At 73.8% G+C, this 26,415-nt stretch carries 30 protein-coding genes; 7 read left to right on the forward strand and 23 right to left on the reverse strand.

What is annotated here, in order from left to right; genetic code table 11:
• Window positions 1-10 precede the first annotated feature (10 nt).
• The 11 genes from ACFVGS_RS33680 to ACFVGS_RS33730 are packed head-to-tail and all read right to left on the reverse strand — an operon-like array spanning window position 11 to window position 8,277.
• Window positions 11-1,651 (reverse strand): FAD-dependent oxidoreductase, encoded by a 1,641-nt coding sequence (locus ACFVGS_RS33680; RefSeq protein WP_385695904.1) that lies wholly within the window; start codon window positions 1,649-1,651, stop codon window positions 11-13.
• 4 nt (window positions 1,652-1,655) lie between these two features.
• On the reverse strand, window positions 1,656-2,531 hold the full coding sequence (locus ACFVGS_RS33685; RefSeq protein ID WP_384422512.1) for an NAD(P)-dependent oxidoreductase: 876 nt from the start codon (window positions 2,529-2,531) through the stop codon (window positions 1,656-1,658).
• A 48-nt stretch (window positions 2,532-2,579) separates the two neighbouring features.
• Window positions 2,580-2,909 (reverse strand): antibiotic biosynthesis monooxygenase family protein, encoded by a 330-nt coding sequence (locus ACFVGS_RS33690; RefSeq protein ID WP_384422513.1) that lies wholly within the window; start codon window positions 2,907-2,909, stop codon window positions 2,580-2,582.
• Window positions 2,899-3,228 carry an antibiotic biosynthesis monooxygenase family protein gene (locus ACFVGS_RS33695; RefSeq protein ID WP_384422515.1) on the reverse strand — a complete coding sequence of 110 codons (330 nt, stop codon included), beginning with the start codon at window positions 3,226-3,228 and terminating at the stop codon, window positions 2,899-2,901. Before ACFVGS_RS33695 ends, ACFVGS_RS33690 begins: the two co-directional genes overlap by 11 nt.
• A complete protein-coding gene (locus ACFVGS_RS33700; protein ID WP_384422517.1) occupies window positions 3,228-3,983 on the reverse strand; it encodes an SDR family NAD(P)-dependent oxidoreductase in 756 nt (251 codons plus the stop codon). Before ACFVGS_RS33700 ends, ACFVGS_RS33695 begins: the two co-directional genes overlap by 1 nt.
• 28 nt (window positions 3,984-4,011) lie before the next feature.
• Window positions 4,012-4,467, reverse strand: coding sequence for an anthrone oxygenase family protein (locus tag ACFVGS_RS33705; RefSeq protein ID WP_385695908.1), 456 nt, complete (start codon window positions 4,465-4,467; stop codon window positions 4,012-4,014).
• 9 nt (window positions 4,468-4,476) lie between these two features.
• Window positions 4,477-4,941, reverse strand: coding sequence for an SRPBCC family protein (locus ACFVGS_RS33710; protein ID WP_384422521.1), 465 nt, complete (start codon window positions 4,939-4,941; stop codon window positions 4,477-4,479).
• Between the two features lie 58 nt (window positions 4,942-4,999).
• Window positions 5,000-6,223: a ketosynthase chain-length factor gene (locus ACFVGS_RS33715; RefSeq protein ID WP_384422523.1), complete on the reverse strand. Its 1,224-nt coding sequence runs from the start codon at window positions 6,221-6,223 to the stop codon at window positions 5,000-5,002.
• A gap of 13 nt (window positions 6,224-6,236) precedes the next feature.
• Window positions 6,237-7,511: a beta-ketoacyl-[acyl-carrier-protein] synthase family protein gene (locus ACFVGS_RS33720; RefSeq protein WP_384422525.1), complete on the reverse strand. Its 1,275-nt coding sequence runs from the start codon at window positions 7,509-7,511 to the stop codon at window positions 6,237-6,239.
• Complete coding sequence (locus tag ACFVGS_RS33725) at window positions 7,508-7,945, reverse strand: cupin domain-containing protein (protein WP_384422527.1); 438 nt, start codon at window positions 7,943-7,945, stop codon at window positions 7,508-7,510. Before ACFVGS_RS33725 ends, ACFVGS_RS33720 begins: the two co-directional genes overlap by 4 nt.
• The gene (locus ACFVGS_RS33730) at window positions 7,942-8,277 is read right to left on the reverse strand and encodes a TcmI family type II polyketide cyclase (RefSeq protein ID WP_384422529.1); all 336 of its coding nucleotides are present in this window, start codon (window positions 8,275-8,277) and stop codon (window positions 7,942-7,944) included. Before ACFVGS_RS33730 ends, ACFVGS_RS33725 begins: the two co-directional genes overlap by 4 nt.
• Before the next feature lie 154 nt (window positions 8,278-8,431).
• On the opposite strand from ACFVGS_RS33730, the gene ACFVGS_RS33735 reads away from it, so the two are divergent.
• Window positions 8,432-8,812 (forward strand): SchA/CurD-like domain-containing protein, encoded by a 381-nt coding sequence (locus tag ACFVGS_RS33735; protein WP_384422531.1) that lies wholly within the window; start codon window positions 8,432-8,434, stop codon window positions 8,810-8,812.
• Between the two features lie 66 nt (window positions 8,813-8,878).
• On the opposite strand, the gene ACFVGS_RS33740 is transcribed toward ACFVGS_RS33735, so the two are convergent.
• The 8 genes from ACFVGS_RS33740 to ACFVGS_RS33775 all read right to left on the reverse strand — a co-directional run bounded on the left by ACFVGS_RS33740 (window position 8,879) and on the right by ACFVGS_RS33775 (window position 14,741).
• Window positions 8,879-9,331, reverse strand: coding sequence for a DUF1772 domain-containing protein (locus ACFVGS_RS33740; RefSeq protein ID WP_385695913.1), 453 nt, complete (start codon window positions 9,329-9,331; stop codon window positions 8,879-8,881).
• A complete protein-coding gene (locus tag ACFVGS_RS33745) occupies window positions 9,328-9,717 on the reverse strand; it encodes a SchA/CurD-like domain-containing protein (protein WP_384422534.1) in 390 nt (129 codons plus the stop codon). The genes ACFVGS_RS33740 and ACFVGS_RS33745 overlap by 4 nt, the downstream gene beginning before the upstream one ends.
• A 43-nt stretch (window positions 9,718-9,760) precedes the next feature.
• A complete protein-coding gene (locus tag ACFVGS_RS33750) occupies window positions 9,761-10,021 on the reverse strand; it encodes an acyl carrier protein (protein ID WP_384422563.1) in 261 nt (86 codons plus the stop codon).
• A gap of 41 nt (window positions 10,022-10,062) precedes the next feature.
• Window positions 10,063-10,887, reverse strand: coding sequence for a BTAD domain-containing putative transcriptional regulator (locus tag ACFVGS_RS33755; RefSeq protein ID WP_385695916.1), 825 nt, complete (start codon window positions 10,885-10,887; stop codon window positions 10,063-10,065).
• Between the two features lie 27 nt (window positions 10,888-10,914).
• Window positions 10,915-11,706: a thioesterase II family protein gene (locus tag ACFVGS_RS33760; protein ID WP_384422538.1), complete on the reverse strand. Its 792-nt coding sequence runs from the start codon at window positions 11,704-11,706 to the stop codon at window positions 10,915-10,917.
• Window positions 11,707-11,887: 181 nt separating this feature from the next.
• On the reverse strand, window positions 11,888-12,622 hold the full coding sequence (locus ACFVGS_RS33765) for a 4'-phosphopantetheinyl transferase family protein (protein ID WP_385695918.1): 735 nt from the start codon (window positions 12,620-12,622) through the stop codon (window positions 11,888-11,890).
• Window positions 12,623-12,654: 32 nt separating this feature from the next.
• Window positions 12,655-14,364 (reverse strand): acyl-CoA dehydrogenase family protein, encoded by a 1,710-nt coding sequence (locus tag ACFVGS_RS33770; protein ID WP_385695921.1) that lies wholly within the window; start codon window positions 14,362-14,364, stop codon window positions 12,655-12,657.
• 137 nt (window positions 14,365-14,501) lie between these two features.
• Window positions 14,502-14,741, reverse strand: coding sequence for a hypothetical protein (locus ACFVGS_RS33775; protein ID WP_384422544.1), 240 nt, complete (start codon window positions 14,739-14,741; stop codon window positions 14,502-14,504).
• 177 nt (window positions 14,742-14,918) lie between these two features.
• Here ACFVGS_RS33775 and ACFVGS_RS33780 point away from each other — a divergent pair, with 177 nt between their 5' ends.
• From ACFVGS_RS33780 to ACFVGS_RS33795, 4 genes are all read left to right on the forward strand, one after another.
• Window positions 14,919-15,521 carry a hypothetical protein gene (locus ACFVGS_RS33780; protein WP_385695923.1) on the forward strand — a complete coding sequence of 201 codons (603 nt, stop codon included), beginning with the start codon at window positions 14,919-14,921 and terminating at the stop codon, window positions 15,519-15,521.
• Window positions 15,522-15,583: 62 nt separating this feature from the next.
• A complete protein-coding gene (locus ACFVGS_RS33785) occupies window positions 15,584-15,808 on the forward strand; it encodes an acyl-CoA carboxylase epsilon subunit (protein WP_384422548.1) in 225 nt (74 codons plus the stop codon).
• 121 nt (window positions 15,809-15,929) lie between these two features.
• Window positions 15,930-17,669: a fatty acyl-AMP ligase gene (locus ACFVGS_RS33790; protein ID WP_384422550.1), complete on the forward strand. Its 1,740-nt coding sequence runs from the start codon at window positions 15,930-15,932 to the stop codon at window positions 17,667-17,669.
• A 160-nt stretch (window positions 17,670-17,829) separates the two neighbouring features.
• Window positions 17,830-19,065, forward strand: a complete 1,236-nt coding sequence (locus ACFVGS_RS33795; RefSeq protein WP_384422552.1) for an acyltransferase domain-containing protein — start codon at window positions 17,830-17,832, stop codon at window positions 19,063-19,065.
• A gap of 75 nt (window positions 19,066-19,140) precedes the next feature.
• On the opposite strand, the gene ACFVGS_RS33800 is transcribed toward ACFVGS_RS33795, so the two are convergent.
• From ACFVGS_RS33800 to ACFVGS_RS33815, 4 genes are all read right to left on the reverse strand, one after another.
• On the reverse strand, window positions 19,141-19,749 hold the full coding sequence (locus tag ACFVGS_RS33800; RefSeq protein WP_384422565.1) for a DNA-binding response regulator: 609 nt from the start codon (window positions 19,747-19,749) through the stop codon (window positions 19,141-19,143).
• 34 nt (window positions 19,750-19,783) lie between these two features.
• On the reverse strand, window positions 19,784-20,992 hold the full coding sequence (locus tag ACFVGS_RS33805; RefSeq protein ID WP_384422554.1) for a sensor histidine kinase: 1,209 nt from the start codon (window positions 20,990-20,992) through the stop codon (window positions 19,784-19,786).
• Window positions 20,993-21,085: 93 nt separating this feature from the next.
• A complete protein-coding gene (locus ACFVGS_RS33810) occupies window positions 21,086-23,356 on the reverse strand; it encodes a TOMM precursor leader peptide-binding protein (RefSeq protein WP_385695928.1) in 2,271 nt (756 codons plus the stop codon).
• The gene (locus tag ACFVGS_RS33815; RefSeq protein ID WP_384422558.1) at window positions 23,353-23,532 is read right to left on the reverse strand and encodes a hypothetical protein; all 180 of its coding nucleotides are present in this window, start codon (window positions 23,530-23,532) and stop codon (window positions 23,353-23,355) included. Before ACFVGS_RS33815 ends, ACFVGS_RS33810 begins: the two co-directional genes overlap by 4 nt.
• A gap of 305 nt (window positions 23,533-23,837) precedes the next feature.
• Between ACFVGS_RS33815 and ACFVGS_RS33820 the strand changes: the two genes are divergently transcribed.
• Together ACFVGS_RS33820 and ACFVGS_RS33825 are read left to right on the forward strand one after the other, a co-directional pair.
• Entirely contained in the window at window positions 23,838-24,632 is a 795-nt protein-coding gene (locus tag ACFVGS_RS33820) for a BTAD domain-containing putative transcriptional regulator (protein ID WP_384422560.1), read from the forward strand.
• Between the two features lie 134 nt (window positions 24,633-24,766).
• The gene (locus tag ACFVGS_RS33825; protein ID WP_384422562.1) at window positions 24,767-26,374 is read left to right on the forward strand and encodes an acyl-CoA carboxylase subunit beta; all 1,608 of its coding nucleotides are present in this window, start codon (window positions 24,767-24,769) and stop codon (window positions 26,372-26,374) included.
• Window positions 26,375-26,415 lie beyond the last annotated feature (41 nt).

Consider the following 26,415-nt stretch of genomic DNA (forward strand, 5'->3'; position numbering starts at 1 on the left):
GGTGTGGCGGTCAGTGCCGGGCGAGCAGCCTCACCAGCACGGCCCGCAGCGTGTCGGCCGCGAAGATCGGCGCGTCCGCGCAGCGCCAGGCGACCACGCCGTCGGGCCGCACCAGGACCGCGCCCTGCGCCGTCACGCCGTACAGCTCCGGCCAGCGGTCGTCGACGTCGATCAGCTCGGCGCCGATGCCGTGCACCGTGAGCGGCAGTCCGAGCTCGTGCGAGACGGCCCGGGCAGCCTCCTGCCAGGCCCGGTTGTCCGGCCCGGTGAGCAGGACGGGCCGGTCGCCGAACAGGTCGAGCACGGACAGTTCCGCCCCGCCGCGGCGCAGCCGCAGGTGCGGGGCCCGGCCGCCGGGCCGGCCGTCGTTCTCGGCCGACCACACGCCGTACCCGGGCAGCACGCCCTCGTCCCAGGCGGTGACGGCCGAGGACCGGTAGCGCCAGGACAGCCACACCTGGGCGTCCTCGACGATGCCCGGGTGCACGGGCGGCCGCTCGCCGGGGTTCCCGGTGAGCCGCGGCCGGTCCTTGGAGCGCAGCGCGGCCTGCTCGACCGTTGCCCGACAGATCGGCCGGCGCTCCTCGTCGTAGCTGTCGAGAAGGGTCTCGCCCGCCCAGCCGTCGAGGACGGCGGCCAGCTTCCAGGCCAGGTTGTGCGCGTCCTGGATGCCGGTGCTGGATCCGAAGCCGCCGCTGGGCGGCATCACGTGGGCGGCGTCGCCGACCAGGAACACCCGCCCGTCCCGGAACCGGCCCGCGGTCCTGGCCGCGCCGTCCCACGGGGAGACGGAGCGGATCCGCGGCCGCAGTCCGGGCACTCCGGTCGCCGCCCGCACCAGTTCGGCGCACCGTTCCTCGGTGAACGACTCCAGGTCGGTGGCCTGCGGGTCGTACGCGACGTGCAGCAGCCAGTCCGAGGTGTTGTCCAGGGGCATCAGGGCGCCGCGCACCTCGTCGTTGGCGGTGTAGCACATGAGGAAACGACGACCCGCGAGCGGCTCGGTGAGGTCGGCGTGGAAGTGGATGTTGAGGTAGTGGCCGAGGGTCTCGCCGTCGAACGGGATGCCCAGCGTCTCGCGGACGCCGCTGTGGGCGCCGTCCGCGGCGACGAGGTAGCGGGCCTCGATGGTGCGCTCGGCTCCGGTGACGCGGTCCCGGACCAGCGCGGTGAGGCCCGCGCCGTTCTGGGTGAACGAGACCAGTTCGGTGCTGAAGCGCAGGGCGACGCCGAGCCGTTCGGCGCGGCCCCGCAGCACGTCCTCCAGCTCGCCCTGGTGACACAGGCACCAGCCGGTCGGGGACAGCGAGCCGATGTCGGCGCCCACGTCCATGACGTACTTCTCGTCGAGGACGCCCAGTTCGGGCCCCGCCAGCGAACGGGCCGCGACCACGCCCGAGTTGCCGACGAGGAGCCGGGCGGACGGTGTGCCGCGCAGTTCGTCCTCGACGCCGGCGGCGCGCATCAGCTCCATGGCCCGCGGATGCACTCCGCGGGCCCTGGGGTGTCCGGACAGTTCGGGCCGCCGCTCGACCAGCAGGCAGTCCACGCCCTGCTGGGCGAGGAAGACCGCGGCGGAGAGCCCCGCGATTCCTCCGCCGACCACCAGGACGTCGGTGTTCCGGAGCGTGCTCCGGGTGGTGCTCAGCACAATGTCACCCTCCTTGCCTCGGTCGGTGTTCGACGAGCACGGACGCGTCCTTGTCGCCGTCGCCGGCCGCGAGCACCTCGGCGAACCGCTCGCGCACCACGTCGAGGACGGGCATCGCGGCTCCCTGCTCGGCGGCCGCCTCCAGGGCGATCCGGATGTCCTTCTCCATCAGTTCGGAGCGGAAGAACGCCGGCTCGTAGCTTCGCTTGAGCATCAGCTCGGCGCGGAAGCGCATCACGAGCGAACTGAAGCCGCTGGACGCGACGACCCCGATGAGCTGGTCGCGGTCCAGGCCGGCCGCGGTGCCGTAGGCGACGGCCTCGGCGAGGGCGGCGACCTGGGCGCCGAGCAGCAGGTTCAGGATGAGCTTCAGGCTGGTCGCGGTGCCGGGCGCGCCGACGTGGACGACCTCGCTGCCGAAGGCCTCCAGGACCGGGCGCACCTCCTCCAGGTCCTCCGGCGCGCCGGAGACGAAGACCCGCAGCTCGCCCTTGCGGGCCTGGAGCGGGTTGCCGACGACGCAGGCCTCCACGCGGCGCAGCCCCCGGGCCGCGAGGCGGGCGGCGGCCTCGCGGGCGTAGCCCGGGGAGACGGTGGAGGTGTCGACGACGACGGAGCCGGGTGCGAGGACCGGGACCACCCGGTCGAACAGGACCTCCTCGACGGCCTTCTCGTCGCTGAGGCTGAGCAGGACCAGGCGGTGGCCGGCCGCCGCGCGCTCGGGCGCGTCGGCGAGCCGGGCGCCGGCCTCGGCGAGCGGGGCGGCCTTGTGCGCGGTCCGGTTGAAGACGGTCAGGGTGTGTCCGGTCTCGAGGAGCCGCCGGGCCATGCCGCCGCCCATGCTGCCGAGCCCGATGAACGCCAACTGACGCTCTGCCATGGTGGGTTCTCTTCTCTTTCGTCCGGTACGTGGAGGGCGGCCGTGCGGTCAGTACGCGGCGTCCACCTCGTACACCGCGAAGGGGACGGGCGTACGGGTGTCGCGGAAGGGCCGCAGCGGGGCGGTGTCCTGGCGGTGCTCGGCGCCGGCCTCCCAGGCGAGGAAGGCCTCCATCGACTCCCAGCGGCTCATGACCGCGAGCGCGGTGGGATCGGCGGGGCTGCGGAGGAGTTCGTTGCCGAGCATGCCGGGCACCTTCGCGAGCCGTTCGCTGACCTGGTGGTAGGCCTCGCGGACGGCGGCGAGCTGCGCTTCGTCGTGGGCGGCCTGGTAGACCACGACGCGCACCTGGCCGCGGCCCCGGTCCTCACCGGGCATCGGCGGCCGCCCTGCCCTCGATGCCGTGGAGCACCCGCATGACGTGGAAGCTGCCGCCCTTGCGGTACGGGTGGAGGGTGGCCCGGTGTTCCAGGTGGGCCGGGCTGTTCTCGAACTCGCGGAACCGCGGCTCGTCCAGCCAGTCGCTGACGATGACGTAGGTGCTCGACGTGCCGTCGGGGCCTTCCTCGCGGGCGAGGGACTGGCCCAGGTTGGCGGGGTGGCCGGTGACCGCTTCGGTGCCCTCCAGCCAGGCCTTCTCGAAGTCGGCCTCCCTGCCCGGCTCGATCTCCATGCGGAGCATCACCCGGAAGGTCATCAGGAGATCCCCCCGTCGACGCCGATGGTGTTGCCGGTGACGTAGCGGGACAGGTCGCTGGCGAGCCACAGCACGGCGCCGGCCACCTCGTCGGGCGTGCCGAGCCGGCCGAGGGCGGTCTTGGCGCCGTAGCGCTCGGTCATGAGCTTCTTCTGGTCCTCGGGCAGCGCGTGGAAGTTCTCGGTCTCGATGACGCCGAGCGCGAGGATGTTGAAGCGGATGCCCTGGGGGCCGAACTCCTTGGCCAGGGAGCGGTTCAGTCCGGCGAGCGCGGCCTTGGTGGCGGTGTAGTGGGCGCGCAGCGGGATGCCGGCCTCGACGGCGCGGGAGCCGACGGTCACCACCGAGGAGCCCTCGCCGAGCAGCGGCAGGGCGTGCTGGATGACGAGGTGGGCGCCGGTGACGTTGGTGGCGAAGATCCGCTGCCACTCCTCCAGCGGGAGCTGGGCGTACGGGACGTGGCTGATCGCGCCGGCGTTGTTGACGAGCAGGTCGAGGCGGTCGCCGTGCAGGTCGCGGACCTGGCCGAGCAGGGCGGCGATGTCCTCGGGCCGGGACAGGTCGGCGCGCAGCACGTGGTGGTCGCCGCCGGTCTCCTTGAGCTCCCGCTCCAGGGAGGTGACGTAGTCGCTCTCGCGCTGGTAGCAGGTGACGACGTCGACTCCGGCGCGGGCGAGCGCGAGGACGACGCCCCGGCCGACACCGCGGGTGCCGCCGGTGACCAGGGCCTTCTTGCCCTTGAGGCCGAGATCCATGGGTGTTTCCTCCATCACTGGCGTGGGGTCAGAGCAGGAAGCCGAGCCCGGCGCAGTTGGCGACGAGCGCGGCGATGGTGAGCAGGCTGCGGCGCTTGTTCCAGGCGCCCCAGGCGTCCCGGGTGTGCTGGAAGTCCGCCGGCACGTGCTCCGGGTCGACGGTCCGCATCCAGCGGTTGACCGGCGCGTTCTTGGTGAGCGAGATCAGCGCGGTGGCCGCGGCGAGCACGCCCGCCACGGCGAACAGCGTCCGCGCCGGGGCGGCGGCGCCGCCGACCGCGAGCACCGCGTCGAGGACGACGGTGCCGACCAGGCAGATGGGCATCGCCGGGTCGTAGCGCTGCCCGAAGAACGCGTGGGCGTGGACGTAGCGGTCGGTGGGCAGCGAGGCGAGGTACGGGAAGCCGCCGAGCTGGGTGCCGAACAGGACGCCGGCGGCGAGGCCGTTGAGCAGCACGAGGAGGGGCGCGAGTACGTTCAGCACGGGTGCTCCTCAGCGGGTCAGGGCGCGTGCGGCGGCCTCGACCCGCTCCTTGATGAGGCTCATCTGCACCTTGGTGTTGACGTTGAGGTGCTCGGTCATCGCCTCGTCGGTGGCCGGGGCCTGCGGCTTCATGTGGAAGTCCTGCACCCAGCGCATCCGCACGCCCCCGCCGGGCTCCTCGGTGTACTCCCAGAAGATGCGCATGTACTCGAAGGGGCCGGTCTCTATCCGCTCGGCGCGCACGGTGCGGGTGGCCGGGTCGCCGGTGCGCCGGGAGACCCAGCTCCACACGTTGCCGTCCTCGTCGGGGTGCATGGTGAGGCGGAAGACGACGGTGTCGCCGTCGCGCTCCAGCACGTCGGCGGAGGCGTACTCGCTGAACAGGTTCGGCCAGCCGGGGACGTCGTTGGTGATGTCCCACACGACGTCCATGGGGGCGTCGATGACGATGTGGTTGTCGGTGTGTCCTGCCATGGGAACTCCGTAGGTCCGTCGTCGGCGGTTGGTCTGCGGTTCGTCTGCGGGGGAGGTGTCAGCGGCCGAGCACCAGGGCGGAGGTGAAGCCGCCGTGTCCGCGCGCCAGGACCAGCGCGTGGCGCAGCCTCCGCTCCCGCGGGGCCGCGGTGACCAGGTCGATGTCCAGTCCCGGGGCGAGCTCGTGGACGTGCGGGGTGTGCGGGATGACGCCCTCGCGCAGCGCGAGCAGCGCGGTGGCGACGTCGAGCGGCGCGCCGCCGCCGTAGAGCCGGCCGGTGAGCGTCTTCGGCGCGGTGACGGGCACGCCGTGCGGGCCGAAGACGGCGGTGATGGCCTCGGCCTCGTCGCGGTCGTCGGCGGGGAGGCCGGCGGCGTCGGCGAAGACGACGTCGATGTCGGCGGGGCCGAGTCCGGCGTCGGCGAGGGCCTGTTCGGCGGTGCGGCGCAGGGCGCGCGGCCGGCCGGAGCCGGGCGCCGGGTCGAAGCCCGCGGCGTGGCCGAGGATTCGCCCGTAGCCGGTGCCGAGGCCGCGCTCGGCGGCGGCCTCGGCGGTCTCCAGGACGAGGATCGCGCCGCCCTCGCCGGGGAGGTAGCCGGAGGCCTCGGCGGTGAAGGGCCGGTAGGCGCGTTCCGGGTCCGGGACGGTGGACAGCCTGCCGGTGGTGAGCTGGGCCGTCAGGCCGTACGGGCAGAGCGAGGCGTCCGTGCCGCCGCTGACGACCAGGCGGGAGCCGCCGCGCAGCAGCCGGCGGGCCTGGGCGATGCCGTCGAGGCCGCCGGCCTGTTCGCAGGCGAGCACGCCGCACGGGCCGCGCATCTTGTGCCGGATGGACAGCTGTCCGGTGGTGGCGGCGTAGAACCAGGCGATGGACTGGTAGGCGCCGACCCAGCCGGGGTCGTGCTGGTAGAGGGCGGTCATCTCCTTCTGGCCGAACTCGGTGCCGCCCGAGGACGAGGACGTCACCACGGCCATCTCGTACTCGCCGATGGCGCCGAGGTCGGCGCCGCAGTCGGCGAGGGCGGCCTCTCCGGCCGCGAGGGCGAGGTGCGTCCAGTGGTCGGTCTGCGCGATCAGCCGGCCGGGTACGCGCTCGGCGGTGTCGAAGCCGGGCACCTGTCCGGCGTACCGGACCGGGTAGGGGCTCGGGTCGAAGCGTCCGATGCGTCCGATGCCGGACTTGCCGGCGAGCACCGAGGCCCAGTGGGCCTCGGTGCCGATGCCGGTGGGCGCGACGATGCCGAGCCCGGTGACGACGGGGGCGCTCACGGCGGTCGTCATGGTCACTCCCCTTTCACGCGGCGGCCCGGGCCGCGCCGGGCCGGGCGAGCACCATGGCGCTCTGGAACCCGCCGAAGCCGCTGCCGACGGTGAGCACGGTGTCCATGGCGTGCTCCCGGGCGGTGACGGGCACGTAGTCCAGGTCGCAGAGCGGGTCCTTGGTCTTCAGGTTGGCGGTGGGCGGCACGACCTGGCGGTCGAGGGCGAGGGCGCAGGCGGCGACCTCGATGGAGCCGATCGCGCCCAGCGAGTGCCCGACCATCGACTTGATGGAGCTGACCGGGATGTCGTAGGCGTGCGCGCCGAGGCTGCGCTTGAACGCGGCCGTCTCGTGGCGGTCGTTCTGCTTGGTGCCGGAGCCGTGCGCGTTGATGTAGCCGATGGCGGTGGGGTCGAGCCGGGCCCGGTCGAGGGCGACCGTGATGGCCTCGGCCAGTTCCCGGCCGTCGGGCTTGAGACCGGTCATGTGGTACGCGTTGCTGCGGCTGGCGAAGCCGACGATCTCGGCGTAGATGCGGGCGCCGCGGGCGAGGGCGGCCTCGCGTTCCTCGACGACCATGACGGCGGCGCCCTCGCCGAGCACGAAGCCGTCGCGTTCGCCGTCGAAGGGGCGGGAGGCGTGCTCCGGGTCGGCGTTGTTCGGGGTGGTCGCCTTGATGGCGTCGAAGCAGGCGGAGGTGATGGGCGAGATCGGGGCGTCGGTGGCGCCGGTGATGACGACGTCGGCCGTGCCCTCCTCGATGAGCTGCACCCCGTGCCCGACGGAGTCGAGGCCGGAGGTGCAGCCCGTGGAGACGAGCGCGACCGGGCCCTCGGCGCCGGTCTCCCAGGCCACCTCGACGGCGAGGGTGGACGGCACCATGTAGCCGTACAGGTGCGGCACGCCGTACTCGTGGTCGACGAGCCACTGCCGGCCGCTGTCGGAGAGGGTGACGTACTCCTCCTCCAGGCCCATGGTGCAGCCGACGGCGCTGCCGAGGGACACCGCGATCCGGGTGGGATCCAGGGCGGACAGCTCGATGCCGCTGTCCGTGACCGCCTCGCGGGCGGAGACCACGGCGAACTGGGCGGCCCGGTCCATGCGCCGGATCTGCCGGGCGGTGAGGCCGGCGGCCGCCGGGTCGAAGTCGACCTCGGCGGCGACCTGCGAGCGGAACTGCGCCGGGTCGAACAGGCTGATCCGCCGGGTGGCCGTGCGGCCCTCGGACAGCGTCCGCCAGAAGGCGTCCCGGCCCACCCCGCCCGGCACGACCGCGCCGATGCCGGTGATGACGGCACGTCGGGTCACCGGGCACCGCCCACGTCCGGGTTGGCCTGCTCGGGGCGCTGCGCCGGCTCGGTGTCGACGTGGCCGAGCTCGGGGCGCGGCGCGAGCGGCGAGAGGTGGAAGGCGCAGCGGGCGGTGGTGTCGCCGGTGTTGACGAGGCGGTGGCGGACGCCGATGGGGACGAGGAGGGAGTCGCCGGGGCCGAGCGGCACGGCGGTCCGGCCGTCCAGGGTCATCTCCAGGTGTCCGTCGACGACGTGCAGGAACTCCTCGGAGTACGGGTGGTAGTGCTCGGTCACCCAGTCGCCGGGCTCCAGGGTCATGACGCCGCCGAAGCCGGAGGTGCAGCCGACGGTCTTGGGGCTGAGGGTGGTGCGGATGTCTCCGCCGCGCTTGGTGTTGGCCTCGACCTCGTCGGCGGCCACCTTCACGGTGCGGGTGATGGCGGTGGTCACTGGATCCGCCCTCCGTCCTTGGTCCAGATGTAGAAGGGCGTGGCCATCGCGTCCTTGGGTTCCTTCCAGTCCGGGTCGTACGGCTCCACGCACGCGGCGAGTCGGGTGTTGATGTCGTCGTAGAGCGGGTGGCTGCGGGCGCGGTAGAGGTTCGCGCCGATGTCCTCGTCGGCCTCCACCAGGTGGAAGTACAGGCCGTGGAACCGGAACAGCGTGCGGCGGCTCACGCCGATCATGTGCGGCAGGTCGGTGGCGTCGGACTCCTCGAAGATCCTCGCGATGTCGTCCGTTTTGTCCGGCCGCAGCTTGGCGACGATCAGAGTGCGGTGCACGGGTCCTCCCGGTGGTCGGTGGTCGGAGGAGAACGTCGCACCGGGGTCTGGAGCACCGCTCGAAGTCCTCTCCAGCGAGGCGGCTTCGAGCGGGGCGCGAGGCGGGCGGGTTTGCCTGGCGGGAACCACCGCAGACGAGGGAAAGGGCACGGGCATGCCGTTCGCAGCCATCACGTACGACATCAAGCCGGGGTACGAGAAGGAACTCGCCGAGATCTTCGGCGACTTCAAGCGGGTGCGGAGCAGCCGGGTCGAGGACGCCTCGGGCGGGCAGGCCGGCACCATCCTGGCCACCGCGGTGTTCCTGCGCGACGACACGCTGGTCCGGGTCATCGAGTACACCGGCGACCTGGAGGCCGTGGCCCGGCACATGGCCTCGCAGCCGGGGGTGCGGGAGGTGGAGCGGAAGCTGAAGCCGTATCTGAGCCGGCCCCGGGACACGGACACGGTCGAGGGCTTCGTGGCGACGTTCAAGCGGAGCCTGCTGACGACGGTGGCGCAGATCTCGGTGCGGGACCTGCCCGCGCCGGCGTGACGGCACACATCCGTCAGGCCGCACCCCGGAGCCCCGGGAGTGCGGCCTGACGGATGTGGCGGTGGATCAGATCACGGTCACCGCAGCCCCGTTGAGCACCAGGGCCACGACGGCCAGGGCCGTGCGCAGGTAGTGCCAGCGGCGCCACAGCGGGCGCGGGTCCTCCCAGTCCGGCGGGATGACGGACGGGTCGGTGATCGCCTTGACACGGCGGTTGATGGGGACGTTGCACAGGTGGGACACCCCGGAGACGCCGAGGAGCAGCACCGCGGCGGCCGCGAAGAGCGGGCGGGCGGCGCCGCCGGCCGCCACGGCGAGCACGCCGTCGGCCAGGGTGCTGCTCAGGACGATGACGGGCATCGTGGGGTCCCAGTTGCGGCCGAGCAGCTGGTGCGCGTGCACGTAGGTGCCGTTGTCCATCGCGAACAGCGCGGGCAGCACGCTCAGCGCGACGGCGAACAGCACTCCGGCGGTGACACCGCTGCCGAGCACGGCCGCGACGGCCAGCACCTCGGTCATGACGCCCGGGCCCCCGAGGGGTGGGTGTCCACGGTCAGCTGGGCCACGGTGCGCATGGTGGCGTCGCGGAAGTACGCGGCGAACGCCTGGGGCGAGCTGGTGTCGCGCGGCTCGGCGAGGTACGGCGCGAGCGCGGCCTCCGCGGTGTGGACGCCCTGCTGGGCGGCCATGTGCCGGCCGATGGCCGCGAAGTCGCCCTCGTAGTGGATGACCCGGACGACGACGTCGTCCTTGACGAACACGGCCGTGCCGAGCAGCCGGCCGGCCTGCTCGCCGTCGCCGTGCGTGAAGTCGGGCGTGTCGACTCTCTGGAACTCGCCGAAGATCCTGGCGATCTCTTCCTCGTGGCCGGGCTTGACCCGGTAGGTGATGGCTGCGTAGGGCATCGGTTCTCCTCCGTCGGCTTCGTCGGTCGTGGCGGGCCCGCGGTCAGCGGACCGCGCCGGCCCGGGGCGCCGTGCCGATCAGCGCGAGCAGCATCCGCGGGGTCTCGGCCTCCATGACGGCGTCGTCGTCGAGGACGATGCCGTACGTCCGGTTGATCACGCTGGTGGCCTGGAGGAGGGCGAGGGAGTCGTAGCCGAACTCCAGGAACGGGGTGTCGAGGGCCTCCTCGCCCTCCAGCGCCATGCCCTCCTCGGGCGCGCCGACGCACTCGAGCAGGAGCGCCCCCAGCTCGGACAGGTTCATGTCAGTCACGATGCTTCCTCTCGATTCGTTCGATGAGTCGGTCACTTGGCGTTCGCCAGCTGCGGGCCCGTCGCGTCCAGGTCCAGCCGCGGCGAGGAGTCGAGCACCGCCTGGTGCAGGTGCTCGACGCTGGGCGAGGGGTCGAGGCCGAGGCTCTGGTTCAGGCAGCGGCGCAGCTGCCGGTAGACGGACAGGGCGTCGCTGCGGCGCCCGACCCGGTACAGCGCGAGCATCAGCTGCTCGTGCACCGCCTCGTGCAGGGGATGACGCGCGGCGAGCCCGGAGAGCTCGCCGACGAGCTCATGATGGCGCCCCAGCCTCAGGTCTGCCTCGATCCGCCGCTGAAGGACGCTCATCCGCGACTCGTCGAGCCGGGTGGCCTCCACCTCCAGGAGCGAGCCGCACTGGACGTCGGCCAGCGCGCGGCCGTGCCACAGGGAGAGCGCCCGGCCGAAGTACGAGGAGGCCCCGGCCCAGTCGCCCTGGTGCAGGGCCCGGTGGCCGGCCGAGGACAGCGCGTCGAACTCGTGGGCGTCGAGCAGACCGCCGTGGATGTCCAGCCGGTATCCGCCCGGCTCGGTGACGAGCACGCTCTTGGCGCCGTTCGGCAGGGACTCGCCCTCGGCGCCGGCGCCGAGCGCGGCTCCGATGGCGTTGCGGATCTGCAGGATGTACGTCTGCAGGGTGGTCTGGACGCTGCGCGGCGGATGCTCGCCCCACACCTCCTCCACCAGCGAGGCCACCGAGACGACCTCGTCCGCCTGGAGGGCGAGCAGCGCGAAGACCTTGCGCGGCTTGACCGCCGTGAGGTGCACCGGCACCCCGGACAGGGTGGCCCGGAACGGGCCTAGCACGCTGATGTCCATGCGCGGATCTCCTTCGGGTTACGTGGATCAGCCGGCCTGGTGCGGCGCCGTGCCGGGGCGCGCCGCGTCAGGTCCTGTCGCAGGGGCCCGCAGGGCCTCCCCCATCGCACGGGGCACGTCACGGCCCCGTACGAAGAAGTGCGTGCCGCGGACGGTCCGCAGCCGGAATCGGGTCGTGGTGCAGTCCTGCCAGGCGTGCACCTCGGGCGCGGAGACCAGCGGGTCGACCTCGCCCGCGAAGGCCTCCAGAGGGCACGGCAGCGCGGTCACGGGCGTGGACCGCAGGTCCTGGGCGAGGAGCAGATCGGTGCGCAGGGTGGCGAGGGTGCCGGCGAGCCAGCCGATCCGGTTGCGCAGCGGAGCCGGGATGGACTCCTTGTCGCCCAGGGCCGTGATCAGCTCCTCGTCCGGGAGTTCCGGGCTGAGGAGGGTCTCGAGGATCGGGGCGGGCAGCTGCGGCGCCGAGCAGGCGCCGACCGCGAGCAGCTCGGGCGGGCGCTGCCCGGCGCGCACCCGGTGCTCGGCGAACCGGTAGGCGACGAGCGCCCCCAGGCTGTGCCCGTAGAAGGCGTGCGGCTCGTCGAGCAGCGGGCCCAGGTCCTCCTGGAGCTCCTCGACGAGACGGGCGCCGTCGGTGATCCGTTCCTCGCGCCGCCGGGACTCCCGGCCGGGCAGCCGTACCGGCAGCACCGACACGCCGGGGCCGATGCGCCGCTGCCAGCCGGCGAAGGTCATGGCGCCTCCGCCGGCGTGATGGAAGCAGAACAGCCGGACCCCGTCACTGGCGGGCCCCGGCCGGACCGCGAGATAGCGCTGCACCCGATCCCCCTTCGTCGCCGCACTCCTCGGCGCGCTGTTCCTCCGCACCGGTCGGCCGGATTCCGGCCGCACGCTCCTGCGCCGCACCTTTTCGGTCAGATGCGCGAGGAGAGGGTCACCGCCCCGCCTCGGTCATCGCTCAACTGGCGCTGGAGCCCGCCGGCGAGCCCTGGGACGGGACCTAGCCGAAGCCGGGGTCCTTCACGGCGGCGCTGACGGTGTAGGCGTCCTCGACCAGCCAGCTGTGGAAGGTCCACTCCCGGGCCGCGCGGGGCGTGCCGTCCGGCAGCAGCATGCGGATCGGTCCGCCGGGCGGGCTGAACCCGAACTCGGTGAAGCGGAACCTCAGCCCCTGGCCGATGGCCTTGCTGTAGGCCTCCTTCAGCGTCCACAGGCGTACGAGGTCCCGGTTGCGCCGCTCCGGCGGCACCTCCTCCAGGCACTCCAGCTCGTACGGGGTGCAGGCCTTGTGCTCGGTGCCGAGCTCCAGCATCCGCCGGTCGGCCGGCTCGGTGTCCACGCCGATCCGGCCGACCCTGGTCAGGCCCACCACCAGGAGGCCCTCCGTGTGGCTGAGGCCGATCTCCAGCTGGTCGATGCCGCGCAGGTACGGACGGCCCCCCGGTTTGTACGCCAGTTCGAGCTCGCTCGGCGGGGCGCCCAGCACCGCGCCCGCCGCGGACTTGAGCAGCAGCCGGGCGGCGACGAACCGGTCCCGGTTGCGCGAGGCGGGCATCCGGACCAGGCGCGCGTGGTCGTCCGCCCCGAGGTCGGCGGCGACGTCCGGCGCGCCGACGTCCGCGGGCACCCAGTCGTCGACGGCCGCGTACACCACACAGCTGCCGCGCACGGCGACGGCGTCCCGCACCTCCTGCCACGAGCTCCCGCCTCCCGGGTGGCGCACCGGCCGCTCCATGTCGAACCTCCTCGTTCACGCCGTACGTACGGTCACGAGCGCCCCAGCGCGGTCGCGTACAGGTCGTAGCTGCGGGCGTCGTCGAAGCGGTGGAGCAGCTCGGCGAGCAGGTGGTCGGCGGGCTCCGCCGGCATCCGGACCGCCGAGCGGTCGAGCCGGCCGGCGACGCGGGTGAGCGCGGTCGCCGCCCAGTCCGGCCCGGCGAGGAAGCCGCCGGCCGGACGGTGGCGCCACACGCCCAGGCAGGCGGCGCCCGCGACGAGCAGCGCGTACCGGTCGGCCAGCGCGTAGGCACGCGGGCCGAGCTGCTGTCCGGCGGGCCGGGCGGCGAGCTCGGCGCAGCCCTCGCGCAGCGCGCCGAGCTGCGCCACGAGCACCCCGGCGGCCTCGGCGAGCGGTCCATCGGCGTGCCGCGCCGACTCCTCCAGGGAGCCGAGCAGCGAGTCCCGGTCGGCGGGCAGTCCGTTCTCCCACACCTCGCAGGGCGGCAGTCCGGCGTCGAACGGCCGGAAGAGCCGGGCGAGTCCGCCGTCGTCCCCGGCCCCGGCGAGCGAGGGCAGCCGCAGCAGCTGCGCCACGAGCACGGCCCTGCTGGCCGAGGCTCCGGCGCTGCCCAGGCCGAGCATGGGGAGATCGCGCGCGGTCTTCTGGAAGATCGCGTAGCTCCCGCTGGTGGCGTAGGCCTCGGAGCCGAGCACGATCGACAGGTCGTCCATGGTCTCGGTGAGGATCATCGGCAGCAGGTACTTGGCGACGGCGGCCAGGGTCCGGCTCTCCCGCGGCAGCACGTGCGCCGCCCGGGTGGCGACGAGCGACAGGCAGTCGCACACCAGCAGGTCGGTGAAGGCGTTCACGAGCGCGGTGCGGGTGCGCGAGGAGTGCAGCGAGGACGGGCTGCGCTGCCGGCGCGAGCGGGCGAAGGCCGTCGTGGTCCGCAGGGCGGTGTCGGCGCAGCCCAGGGCCATCGACAGACCGGCGCTGCGGGTGAGCGGGAAGACGTGCTCGGCGAGCCGGGTCCCGTCGCCGGCCGCCCCGAGCAGCCGCCCGGTGGCCGGCCGGTCGCCGCCGAAGGCGAGCCCCTGGACGGCGCAGCCGCGCACGCCGACCGTGGGGCGGCGCGGCAGCAGCCGGATGCCGGCGCCGTCGGGGTGCGCGGGTCCCGGTGCCAGGAGGCCGCTCAGCCCGTCGGGCGTGTCCGCGAAGAGGACGAGGGCCCCGGCGCGGGCCGCGTTGTTGAGGGCTTCCTTGCGGCCGGCGATGCGGTAGCCGGAGCCGTCCGGCACGGCGGTGAGCCGGTTGCGCAGGAAGTCGTTGCGCTGCGGCGGCTCGGGATAGGCGCAGGCCATCCGGCCCTGGGCGAGCAGCAGTCCGGCGGTCTCCCGCCGCTGGCCCGGGGTGCCGGCCGTCCACACGACGACCGCGGCCAGGTACGAGGTGAGGCCGTAACCCAGGCCCAGCGCCGCGTCGCGCCGGAACACCGCGCGCAGCACCCGGGCGAGGGCGTCGAGCCGGTCGAGCCTGCCGCCCAGTTCGGCGGGCACGAACTCGGCGTTCAGGCCGAAGCGGTCGAGCAGCCGCTCGGCGGCCGGCAGCAGCCGCTGCCCTTCGTCGGCGGCCAGGAACTGCTGGGCGCCGAGCGGGTTGCCCGGGTCGTCGAGGTCCCCGAAGTCGTGTTCGAGCCGGGCGATGCGTTCCTGGACGGCGACCTCCGAGGAGTCCACCGGGTCCACCACCGTCGTCATGCCATCCCTCCGTCCTGCTCTCGCCCACGGGGCCCGCCGTCGTGCTCGCGCCGCCCGCCGTCGTGCTCGTGCTGCCCGCCGTCGTGCTCGTGCTGCCGCCGCTGTGCTCGTGCTGCCCGCCGCCCGGCGGGCATCGCTCAATTCGCGCTCAAGGTCTTCCGGCCAGAATCGTTTCCGTCGTTTCCGCCGGGTGCGGACGACGGGTCCGTCGACCGCGGGTCCGCGTCCCTGCCCTGCAGGTACTGCTGCCAGAGCGGGTTCTGGTCCACGGGCACCCACATGGAGCCGTAGGCCACCAGCGAGGTCCACACCGACCGCGCGAGCCGACCGAGGAGCACTCGGGTGGCGACGGGGTCGCCGTTTCCGGTTGCGGGCATGTCGTGCCGTCCCTTCTGAGATTCGGGGAAAGGCCACGATCGCCGCGGTGGCTCGGTGGATCCTCGAGGAACTCTCGTGCGCGCGGCTCCTCAGCCGTGCTCGAGCGGTACTCGAGCGGCGTGTGATCGGATGCCTTGGACTGCATGCGCCACCGGGACGAGAAGGGGGGCCGGGCGGTGTACCCACGCGAGCGTGAGCCTGAACTGACCGTGATCGGGCACTTCGCCACCACCGCGCCGCCCGGGGCGTTCGAGCCGCAACTCCTCGCCTACGCCCGCCGCAGGGCGTCCCGCAGGGGCTTCGTGTCCCGGCTGACCGCCGCCCTGGCCGGGCGCCCCGGCCGCTACGTCCACCTCGACCGCTGGACCGGCCTCGACCGCCTGCTGCGCGCGGCGCACGAGGAGCCGGCGGTCCCGCCCGCGGCGGCGGAGACGGAACTCCTGGTCACCGTCGGCCGGATGGCCCCGAACGGCACGCCCGCCGAGGCGGCCCGGCTGGTCCTCCTGCGCGCCACGGTGGACCACGCCGCCGACCCGGAGCGCTTCGAGCTGGACTTCGGCTCCCTCGTCGGCCTGTGCGTCGCCGAGGACGCCTTCGGCGGCAGTCTGCTGCTGCGCTCGGTCACCGACCCGTACGCCTACACGGGCCTGCTGTGGTGGCACGACCCCACGGCCGACGACCGCATCCGCGCGAGCACGCCCTGGGGCGCGGCCCGCAGCCGCCTCGCGACCACGGCCCGCCTGACGGAGGACGTCGGCCGGCCGCTGCCGGCGCTCTGACGGGCCCTCGGCCCGACCCTTCCCCGAGGGCTTCTCGAGCGCGCGAGCCAAGCATCGACGGCATGGACGAGACCGAGAAGACGCAGCCGGCGTTCGTCGTCGTGCGGGGCCGGCCGGACCCCGTGGAGCTCGCCGCGGTGACGGCCGTACTGCTGGCCAGACTGCGTGCGGCGGGCGCGGCGGGCGCGGAGGACGACGCCGAGGAGACGACGGGCGGGGCGGCGCGGGCGCCGTGGGGAGCGGCACGCCGGGCACGGCCGCGGGTCGGATGGACCGCGGGTCACTGACACCGCCCGGCCCAGCCGCGGTCGAGTGCGCTTCTAGACGTCGTACCTACGGTCGAGTGGCGGGTGAAACGGGCGCCGACGTCGGGGGCGTCAGCGCCCGTACGACACGCAGGGGGCCGGAATGAGCGACTATCGCACGTTCACCGAACTGATGATCGACAGAGCCGAGCGGACGCCCGAGCGCACCGCGCTGCTCATGCTGCCGGACAGCGACGAACGCGGTCGCCCCGCCACGGTCTCGTACCGCGCGCTCGACACCCAGGCCCGCCGGCTGGCCGGCCGGCTGGTCGCCGACGGCGCCGCCGGGGAGCCGGTGCTGCTGCTGCACGACTCCCGGAGCCAGTTCGCGGTGTCGTTCCTGGCGTGCCTGTACGCCGGGGCGGTCGCCGTGCCGGTTCCTCCCTACGGCGGCCGGAGCCACCACGAGGAGCGGGTGGCCGGGATCGTCCGGCAGACCTCCCCGCGGGCCGCGCTCACCTGCGCGTCGCTCGCCCCGGACGTCTCACGGCTGCTCGCCCGGCACGGCCACGGCTCGGTGCCCTGTCTCGCGGCCGACGCGGTCGCCGGGACGGGCACCGAGCGGCTGCCGGAGCCGGACCCGGACACGGTGGCGTACCTGCAGTTCTCGTCCGGCTCCACGGGCAGCCCGAAGGGCGTGGTGGTGACCCACCGCAACCTCCTCGCCAACCAGGAGGCGCTGGCCCGGCTGCTCGGCGCGGGGCCGGACGCGCGGATCGGCGGCTGGCTGCCGTTCCACCACGACATGGGCCTGGTGGGGCAGTTGCTGCATCCGCTGTGGCTCGGGGCGACCGCCGTCACGCTGTCGCCCGAGGCCTTCGTCCGGCGGCCCGCCCGCTGGCTCGAGGCGATCGGACGGTACGGGATCGAGGTGAGCGGCGCCCCGGACTTCGCGTACGACCTGTGCGCGCGGCGAGTCTCGGACGAGGAGCTGGCCGGGCTCGACCTGTCGGGCTGGCGGGTCGCGATCTCCGGCGGTGAGCCGGTGTGCGGGAAGACCCGGCGGGCGTTCACCGCGCGCTTCGCGGCCGCGGGCCTGCGTCCGGAGGCGATGTACGCGGCGTACGGGCTGGCCGAGGCGACGCTGCTGGTCTCCGGCGGCCCGGCGGCGGAGGGCGAGCGGACGGTCGACGGCGAGGCCCTGGAGCAGGGCCTGGTGCGCGAGGCGCGGCCCGGGCGGCCGGCCCGCACCCTGGTGTCGTGCGGCCGGGTGGACGCGGCGGCCGGCCGGGTGCTGGTCGTGGACCCGGAGAGCCGCCGGGAGCTGCCGGACGGACAGGTCGGCGAGATCTGGGTGGGCGGGCCGGGCATCGCCTCCGCGTACTGGCGCGACCGCTCGGCGACCGCGGAGCGCTTCGGCGCCGTGACGACCGACGGGACGGGCGGGATGCTGCGCACCGGCGACCTCGGCACGGTGGCCGACGGCCGGCTCTACGTCACGGGCCGCCTGAAGGACGTGATCATGGTCGCGGGCCGCAACCTCTACCCGCAGGACGTGGAGCGCACCGTCCAGCGGGTCAGCACGCTGTTCGGCACCGGCTCCGCCTTCTCCGTACCGGGAGACCGCGAACGCGTGGTCGTGGTGCAGGAGTTGCGGACCAGCCAGCGGTACGCGCTGGACCTGGAGGAGCTGGTGACGGACGTACGGCGCTGTCTCAGCGAGGAGTTCGAGGTGGCGGTCGCGGGCGTGCTCCTGGTGCGCCCGGGCACCGTCCGGCGCACCAGCAGCGGCAAGGTCGAACGGGTCGCGATGCGCCGCCTGTTCCTGAACGGCGGTCTGCGGCCCCTGCACCAGTACCTGGCCGACGACCTGGTGGGAGCGGCGGGCCCGCGCCGGACCTAGGCCGTGTCTTTCGGACCCGGCCAAGATCCGGAAGAGACGGCCTAGGCGCCGTCGACACGTACGGACAACGGAGGGGCGGCGGGCCCGCGCCGCGAGCGGCGGGCGACCCTGGCCGGCGGACGAACCGCCGGCGGGAAGGACCACGGAGCAGGGGGAAGACATGAGCGGAAAGGCACCGGGCGAGCCCGGCGAGAGGGAGTTCGCCGCCTGGCTCACCGAGCGGATCGGCCGCTACGCGGGACGGGAGGTCGGCGACGACGAGGACCTGTCCGGCTGGGGTCTCGACTCGGTGGCCCTGCTCAGCCTGTGCGGGGAGATCGAGGAGCAGTTCGGCCCGCTGTTCGACCCGGCGGACGTCTGGACCCATCCGACCGTCCGCGATCTCGCGCACTACCTGGCGATGCGCCACGGGATGCGCCGGAACTCGGGGCGGGTGCGGGCGGCGTTCGTGTTCACCGGGCAGGGCGCCCAGCATCCCCGGATGACCACCGGGCTGCACCGGGAGCTCACCGGCTACCGGCGTCACCTCGCCGCGGCGGACGAGGCGGTCGCCCCGTACCTGGGGCGCTCGGTGGCCGAACTGATCCTCGACGGAGACGACCGGGTGCACCAGACGGCGCTGACCCAGCCGGCCCTGTTCGCCGTCGGCTACGCGCTGGCGATGACGCTGGTGGAGGAGGAGGGCGTGCGTCCGGTCGCCGTGCTCGGCCACGGCATCGGCGAGCTCGCCGCGGCCGTGGTCGCGGGCGCGCTGGCCCTGGACGACGCGGCCCGGCTGGTGTGCTGTCGCGGTGCCTTCATGCAGTACCTGCCGTCCGGCGGCGGGATGATGGCGACCTGCGCCAGCCCGTTCGAGGCGGCGGACGCGGCGGCGGAAGAGCCCGAGGTGACGATCGGCGCGGTCAACGCGGCCCGCGCGACGGTCCTGTCGGGGCCGGTCGCGGGCCTGGAGCGGGTGCGGGAGCGGCTGGCCGCGGTCGGCATCGCGAGCACCTTCCTCCAGGTCCAGCACGCCTTCCAGTCGCCGCTGATGCAGCCGATGACGCCCCGTTTCGAGGCGGCGGCCCGGCACGTGACGGGCGGGCGGCCGGAACTGCCCTACTACTCCACGGTGTACGGCCGGGAGTACGACGAGCCGCTGTCGACGGCGTACTGGACGGCGCAGATCACCACGCCGGTGCGGTTCGCCGACGCCGCCCGCCGGATGCTCGCGCAGCAGGGGCCGAGCCATGTGGTGGAGATCGGGCCGCGGGCGGTGCTCACGCCGTTCCTGCGGCGGATCGCCGGGGCGCGCGGGCCCGTCTGCCTGGCGGCGTGCCGGGGCCCGGAGAGCGACGCGGTGCACCTGGCGGGCGTGCTGTCGAAGCTCGACGCGGGTCCGTTGTCGGAGGGCTGACCGCCGCCCCGGGCGGGCGAGGGGCCGGCCGGGCACCCCACGGTGCCGGTCCGGCCCCGACCGCCGGGCAGGCCCTTACGGGATCCAGCCGGCCTCCTCCGCGATGCGGATCGCGTCGATGCGGTTACGCGCGTTGAGCTTGTCGACGATGGCGGTGAGGTAGTTGCGTACGGTCCCCTGGGTCAGGAAGAGGTGGTCGGCGATCTCCACGGCGTCGGCGCCGCGGGCCGCGAGCCGCAGCACCTGGGTCTCGCGCGGGGAGAGCGGGTTGTCGGGGGCCTCCCAGGCGCTGAGGGCGAGTTCGGGGTCGATGACCCGCTGACCGGAGGCGACCGAGCGCACCGCCTGGGCCAGCCGCGACGGCGGGGAGTCCTTCAGCAGGAAGCCGGACACCCGCGCGGCCATCGCCCGCCGCAGCGTGCCGGGTCTGCCGAGGCTGGTGAGGATGAGGGTGCGGCAGTCCGGCACTCGGTCGTGCAGTTCGGCCGCCGCGGTGAGCCCGTCGACCCCGGGCAGGTCGATGTCGATGACGGCGACGTCCGGGCGGGACTCCAGCGCGGACGGCACGATCAGGTCCCCGCGGGGGACCGACGCGACGACCTGGAGGTCCGGCTCCAGTTCCAGCAGCGCGACCAGCGCGCCGCGGACCATGTGCACGTCCTCGGCGAGCAGGATCTTGATCAGCAGCATGTGCTCCCCCGATGTGTCCTGTGTGCGCTCAGACGGCTTGTCTGCCCGCGTCCCCGCGTCTGCCGAGCAGCGGTTCGGGGTCCTCGCCCTTGCACGGTTTGAGCGGGGCGACCGCCGTCAGCCGGAACCGGTTGCCGGCGAGGACTCCGGTGCGCATCTCGCCGCCGATCGCGGCGAGCCGGGTCCGCAGGTTGCCCAGGCCGCTGCCGCGGGCCGGGGCGTCGGGGCGGTCCTGCGCGACCACGCCGTCGTTGACCAGGTCCAGCCGCACTGCCTCTCCTTCGATCCGCACCGTGATGACGCACGACTGCACCTTGCTGTGCCTGAGCATATTCGTGACGCCTTCGCGCAGGGCCGTGGCGAGCACGGTGTCCACCAACGGGTGGAGCCGGCCGCAGTCGATGTCCACCTTCGTCTCCACGTCGGCCGCCGCCATGACCTCCGCCACCGACTCGGCCTCCGCCGCCAGGGACATGTCCCGGTAGCCGCTGGCGACGAGACGCACGTCGGCGAGGGCCTGCCGGGCCACGCCGAGCACCGATTCCACCTCCTCGCGGGCCCGTTCGGGGTTGACCGGGGTGAGCCGGTGGATCAGCTCGCACTTGAGGGTGATCGCCGAGAGGCTGTAGCCGAGCAGGTCGTGCAGGTCCCGCGCGAACCGCAGCCGCTCCTGGGTGACCGCCATCCTGGCCATCTCGGCCCGGGTCTCGTGGACCTCGCGCACGAGGTCGGTGAGACGGGTGAGGCCGTAGATGACCAGGCCGGTCAGCGCCGTGGAGACGGCGTAGTAGCCCGTCTCCAGCGCCGAGACCCCGCCGCTGGCCGACCAGCCGAGGATGGCCAGCGGGACCGCGCCGTAGCAGGGCCAGGCGATCCGGCCGGGAAGCATCAGGAGAATCGATCCGGCGAGTGGTCCCGCCATGCTTCCCCAGGCGATGCCCAGCCACACCATGGGCCCGAAGGTGAGGGCGACCTGGGTGATCAGGATGCCCGCCCTGCGCCGGCCGGACCACCGGCGGGCGCGGGGCGAGGTGAGCAGGATCTGGAGGGTGTAGAGCGCCGCCACGGCGACGGTGCACAGGACGAGCCCGAGCGTGCCCGACACCACGTTCTGCACGTTGAGCAGGGTGACGACGCCGTATCCCGCGAAGACCACCGTGCTGATCCCCTGGGCGAACCGCGGCGCCAGCAGATCCCTGATGAGGTCGTTGTCCGAAGCCCGGAAACGGCCCGCCATGTTCGACTCCTCGCATGGATGTCGGGAGTGTGCGAGTCCGAACTATAATCCGACACCCACCGGATCCGGGACCAGACCGGCGCTTCCCGCGAACTACAAGGCCAGCGGTACGGAGTTGAGCTCCTCGTAGGGCGTCGGCCGGGCCAGTTGCCCGAGCCTGACCGGCACGTCGTAGAGCCTTCCGGGCGCGAACCTGGCGTAGAAGTGACGGAGTCCGGGCACGATCACCTTCACGACCGGGATCCCGACGTCCGGCCGCGTCTGGTCGAGCACGAGCAGCTCCAGGCCGTGCGCCGTGACCAGGTCGCGGACCGCCTCGACGTCGGCGAGCAGGTCGTCGTTGCGGACGTACGGCGGCCAGGACGCCGGTGTGCGCGCCGACTGCCCCGGGTCGGGCAGGAGTTGGGGCTGCGCGGGGGTGCGGGGCGCCGCTCCGGCGGCCGCTGGCGGCAGCATCTGGACCATCTCGGTGAGCGCCCGGCGCAGCGCGAGCCGCGGGTCGAAGTGGGCCCCGAACCCGTAGACCGTGTCGGGGACTTCGGCGCCCTCGCGCCGGGACACCGCCGCCACGACGGGGATCCCGAGGTCGGAGGTGAGGTCCAGGGCCCAGACGCGGCGGCCCGCCCGTCCCAGCGCCTCGCGCAGCCCGGCGAGCCACGGCTCGTCGAAGGCGTCCAGGTCGATGCCCGGCCGGCGGAGCCGGTTGTACCACCACAGCGCCACCGCGTCCCGCTCGACCAGTTCGAGGAAGCCCTGCACCACGGCGTCCTCGGTGCTGCTGCCCGCCGCGTTGCCGTTGGAGTCGGCCCACAGCCCGTCCGGTGAGCCGCCGGGCGCGCAGTCGAAGTACAGCGTGGAGGTGGGGAGCAGCCGGTGGGCGCCGGCGGTGAGCGACCACACCGGGGTCCAGTCGGTGGGCCGCCGCGGGTCGAAGGGCGCGCACACGTGGTGGAACGGGGTGTGCGAGGCGTTCCAGCGGTCCCGGTCGGCGTACTGGCGGTCGTGGAACAGCTGGTACGCGTTCGGGTGGACGGCGCTGTCGCCGAGCCCGGCCAGCGTGTCGGTGACCGTCGGTTCGTCGCCCTGCCGGGTGGCGCAGTAACGTTCCACCGCCTCGCAGAGCGCGCTGGCCCGGGCCTCGGCCGCCGTCGCGCCCTTGCCCGAGCTGCGCGCCCGCAGCACGCGCCGCATGCTCGCCGGCGAGTGCCCGCGCAGGGCCAGGTTGTGCCCGGAGTCGTAGGCGTGCAGGCCTTCCGGAAGCCCCGCCATGGGGCGGACCTCGGTCACGATGCCGGTGACCGGGCCGATCAGATGGCCGTACCGCTCCAGCATCTGTTCGGCGGACAGCGCCCGGTCGTTGCTGCCCGAACACTCGGCCTTGGGCCGCGACACCGGCACCACCGGCCGCCGGGTCCGCTCGGCGACCAGCGAGGGATCCCCGCAGGAAGGGCACTGCGGGCGGCGCAGCACCGGGTGGTGGGCGGTGCGCAGGGTGAGGCCGTCCAGGACGCACACCGCCCGCTGCTCCGAAGTACGCAGTCCGGCCAGCCACTTGGACGCCTCCAGGACGGCGCTGTGCAGGCCCACGGCCCGTACGGCGGGCAGCGAGGAGGCGGGGCGCGCACCGGGCAGGTCGAGCCCCAGGGCCTGCCGCACCGACAGCTCGCCCCGGCGGTGCTCGCGCAGCCGGTGCGCCAGACAGGTCCAGCAGGCGCCGTCGCCCTCCGGGTCGAAGACCGGGCCGGTCCACGGCTCGGCGGCGAACGGACTGGCCGGCAGCCACGGCAGGCGCGCGGCCCGTAACCGCTCGGCCACCTCCCGCAGACCGGGCATCAGATAGTCCTCGCACAGCACGAGCGCGAAGTCGGCGCGGTCGTCCTCGCCGACCGGTCTGAGACCCGAGACCCGGCACGCCGCCCGGGCCGCCTCGCGGTCCACCTCGCCGACACCGATCACCGCCACCGCCCGGCCGCGCACCGCGCCGTCGGCGACCGCGCCGTCGAGCCCCGCGCGGTCCCAGTACGCCTCCGCCGCGGAGCGCTCGGCCGAGCGCCCGGCCGGATCGGCCTGGTCGGCCGGGCACGGTCCGCCGTGGCGGTATCCCACCAGGTTGGCCTCGGCCAGCCGCCGCACCACCCGGCCCGCCACGTCGGCCGGCATGGCCGCCGCGGCGTCCGCGAGCAGTTCGGGCAGGGTACGGCTGCCGTCGAGCAGACCGAGGAGGGTTTCCGCGCCGGCACCGCGCACGGCGGTCATGTCCTGGTCGGACCACACGAACACCGCCTCCCCCGGGACCGACACGGCCCGCACATGACGCTTGAGCGCCACGAACGGGCCGCGGGCCGGGCTCTGTGCCTCGGTCACGCACCCACCCGGGCGTCGAGCGCCGCCGAGATGCACATGCACCAGTTCGCGCGCCCGCCGTCGGCACGGCTGAGGCTCTCGACCAGGATCTCCTCGAGCGGCCCGCCGGCCGGCCCGGACTCGGCGGTCCGGCTCTCCGACGGAACGAGACGAAGGATGTCTTCGGTGATGTTCATGTGTGCCCCCAGTGATGAACGAAGTGGGCGGGCGGACGCGGCAATGCGAAGACGAGACACGTCACCCGCTCGGAACCGTCCGCGTCGAGGAACCGGAACCGGCCTCGGCGTCTGGCCAGAGTGTGCTGTCGGAACTGGAACCTCCGGCAGTGCAGCGGTCATCGGCGAGACATGACATTTTCATGATTGGGGTCGTGCTCCCCTCACTGGGCCGCGAGCCGCTCCGGTGCGAGTCTCGAGTGCCGGACTCCGAAAGGGCCGTCACGGGGACGCCGACGGCCGTGGCCCAAGGGGGAGAAAGCCGAATGGACATCCAGATCCTGGGGTCGCTCGCCGCGCAGGAGCGCGGCGTGTCTGTGGTGCCGAGCGCCGCCAAGCCCCGCCAACTGCTTTCCCTGCTCGCCCTGCACGCCGACCGGGTGGTGTCGGTGCCGACGCTGATGGAGGAGATCTGGGGCGAGTGCATCCCCCGCAGCGCCTCCACCACGCTGCAGACGTACATCCTCCAGCTGCGCCGCCGTCTCACCGCCGCGCTCGACGGCGACCCGCGGCGCGACGCCAAGGACATCCTGGTCACCCGGTTCGGCGGCTATCTGCTCCAGGTGGAGCCCGGCCGGGTCGACGCCCACGAGTTCGACCGGCTCGCCGCGGCCGGCGCCACCGCCTTCGAGGTCGGCGACTACCGCGCCGCGTCCGAGCTGCTGCGCCGCGCCCTCGCCCTGTGGCAGGGCCCGGCCCTGGTCGACGTACCGGCCGGCTCGGTGCTCGAACTGGAGGTGCTGCGGCTGAACGAGCAGCGCACCACCGCGCTCGAACGCCGTATCGAGGCGGACCTGCGGCTCGGGCGGCACTGCGAGGTGGTGCCGGAGCTCCGGGTACTCGCCGCCCGCCACCCGCTCCACGAGGGCTTCTGCGCCCAGCTCATGCGCGCCCTGCACCGCACGGGCGGCAGCTGGCGGGCCCTGGAGGCCTACCAGCGGCTGCGCGGTTCGCTCGTCAGCGAACTGGGTCTCGAACCCTCGGCCGCGCTCCAGGAGCTCCACCGCGCGGTCCTCTCCGGCGACCCGGACCACGCGCTGCGGGCGGCGACGGCGGACTGAGCGCGGCGCGGACCGGCCGGGCGACGGGCAGCGAGAAGACCGCGCGGGCGGGCCGTCTCGGGCGGGAAGGCCGGTCGAGCGGTTCTCCAGGGGAGGTACCGGGGGCTTCGAGTACGGGCCCCTACGGTGCCGCAATGACGACCTTCGACGAACTCCTCGCCGACAGTCCCGCACCAGCCTCCCCTCCCGAACCCGATCTGCGCCGCTCCACCCACGAGTTGCAACGCCTGAAGGAGGAACTGAGCCGCGGCCCCGACCCCGAGGCCACCCGGCGCCAGCACGCCAAGGGCAAGCTCACCGCGCCCGAGCGGCTGGAACTGCTCTTCGACGAGGGCTCGTTCACCGAGATCGAGCCACTGCGCCGGCACCGCGCCGCGGGCTTCGGCCTGGAGGCCCGCAAGCCGCACGGCGACGGCGTGGTGATCGGCTGGGGCCTGGTGCACGGCCGCACGGTCTTCGCGTACGCCCATGACTTCCGCGTGTTCGGCGGCGCCCTGGGCGAGGCCCACGCGGAGAAGATCCACAAGGTGATGGACCTGGCGGAGGCGGCGGGCGCGCCCGTCGTGGGCCTGAGCGACGGCGCTGGCGCCCGGATCCAGGAGGGTGTCACGGCGCTCGCCGGGTACGGCGGCATCTTCCGCCGCAACACCCGCGCCTCCGGGGTGATCCCGCAGATCAGCGTGATCCTGGGCCCCTGCGCGGGCGGGGCCGCCTACTCGCCGGCCCTCACCGACTTCGTGTTCATGGTGCGGGGCACCTCCCAGATGTTCATCACGGGCCCGGACGTGGTGCAGGCGGTGACCGGCGAGCAGATCACCCATGACGGGCTCGGCGGCGCCGACGTGCACGCCGGGGTCTCGGGCGTGTCCGGTTTCGTCTACGACGACGAGGCCGAGTGCCTCGCCGACGTCCGCCACCTGCTGTCCCTCCTCCCCCAGAACAACCGCGAACTGCCCCCGGTCGCTCGCACCGACGACCCGGCGGACCGCCGCACGGAGGCCCTGACCTCCCTGGTCCCGGCCGGTCCCCAGCAGGCGTACGACATGCGTGCCGTGATCGAGGAGATCGTCGACGACGGCGACTTCTTCGAGGTGCACGAGGCCTGGGCGCAGAACGTGGTGTGCGCGCTGGCCCGCCTGGACGGCCATGTGGTGGGCATCGTCGCGAACCAGCCCACCGCCCTGGCCGGCGTCCTCGACATCCACGGCTCGGAGAAGGCCGCCCGCTTCGTGCAGTTCTGCGACGCCTTCAACATCCCGCTGGTCACGCTGGTCGACGTGCCGGGCTTCCTGCCGGGCGTCGACCAGGAGCACAACGGCATCATCCGGCACGGCGCCAAGCTCCTGTACGCCTACTGCAACGCGACCGTGCCCCGCATCTCCCTGGTCCTGCGCAAGGCGTACGGCGGTGCCTACATCGTCATGGACTCCCGCTCGATCGGCGCCGACCTCTCCTTCGCCTGGCCGACCAACGAGATCGCGGTGATGGGTGCGGAGGGCGCGGCCAACGTCGTCTTCCGCCGCGAGATCGCCGCGTCCGACGACCCCGAGGCGACCCGGAGCCGTCTCATCAAGGAGTACAAGTCCGAGCTGATGCACCCGTACTACGCCGCCGAGCGCGGTCTGGTCGACGACGTCATCGACCCCGCCGACACCCGCGGCACCCTGATCCGCTCGCTCGCCATGCTGCGTCGCAAGCACGCCGCCCTCCCGGAGCGCAAGCACGGCAACCCGCCGATGTGACGCGGGCATGTGGCGCGACGGGGCCGCCGCCCGAAGGGGCG

This window comes from Streptomyces sp. NPDC127114 (assembly GCF_042677525.1).
In the GTDB taxonomy this organism is placed as follows: domain Bacteria; phylum Actinomycetota; class Actinomycetes; order Streptomycetales; family Streptomycetaceae; genus Streptomyces.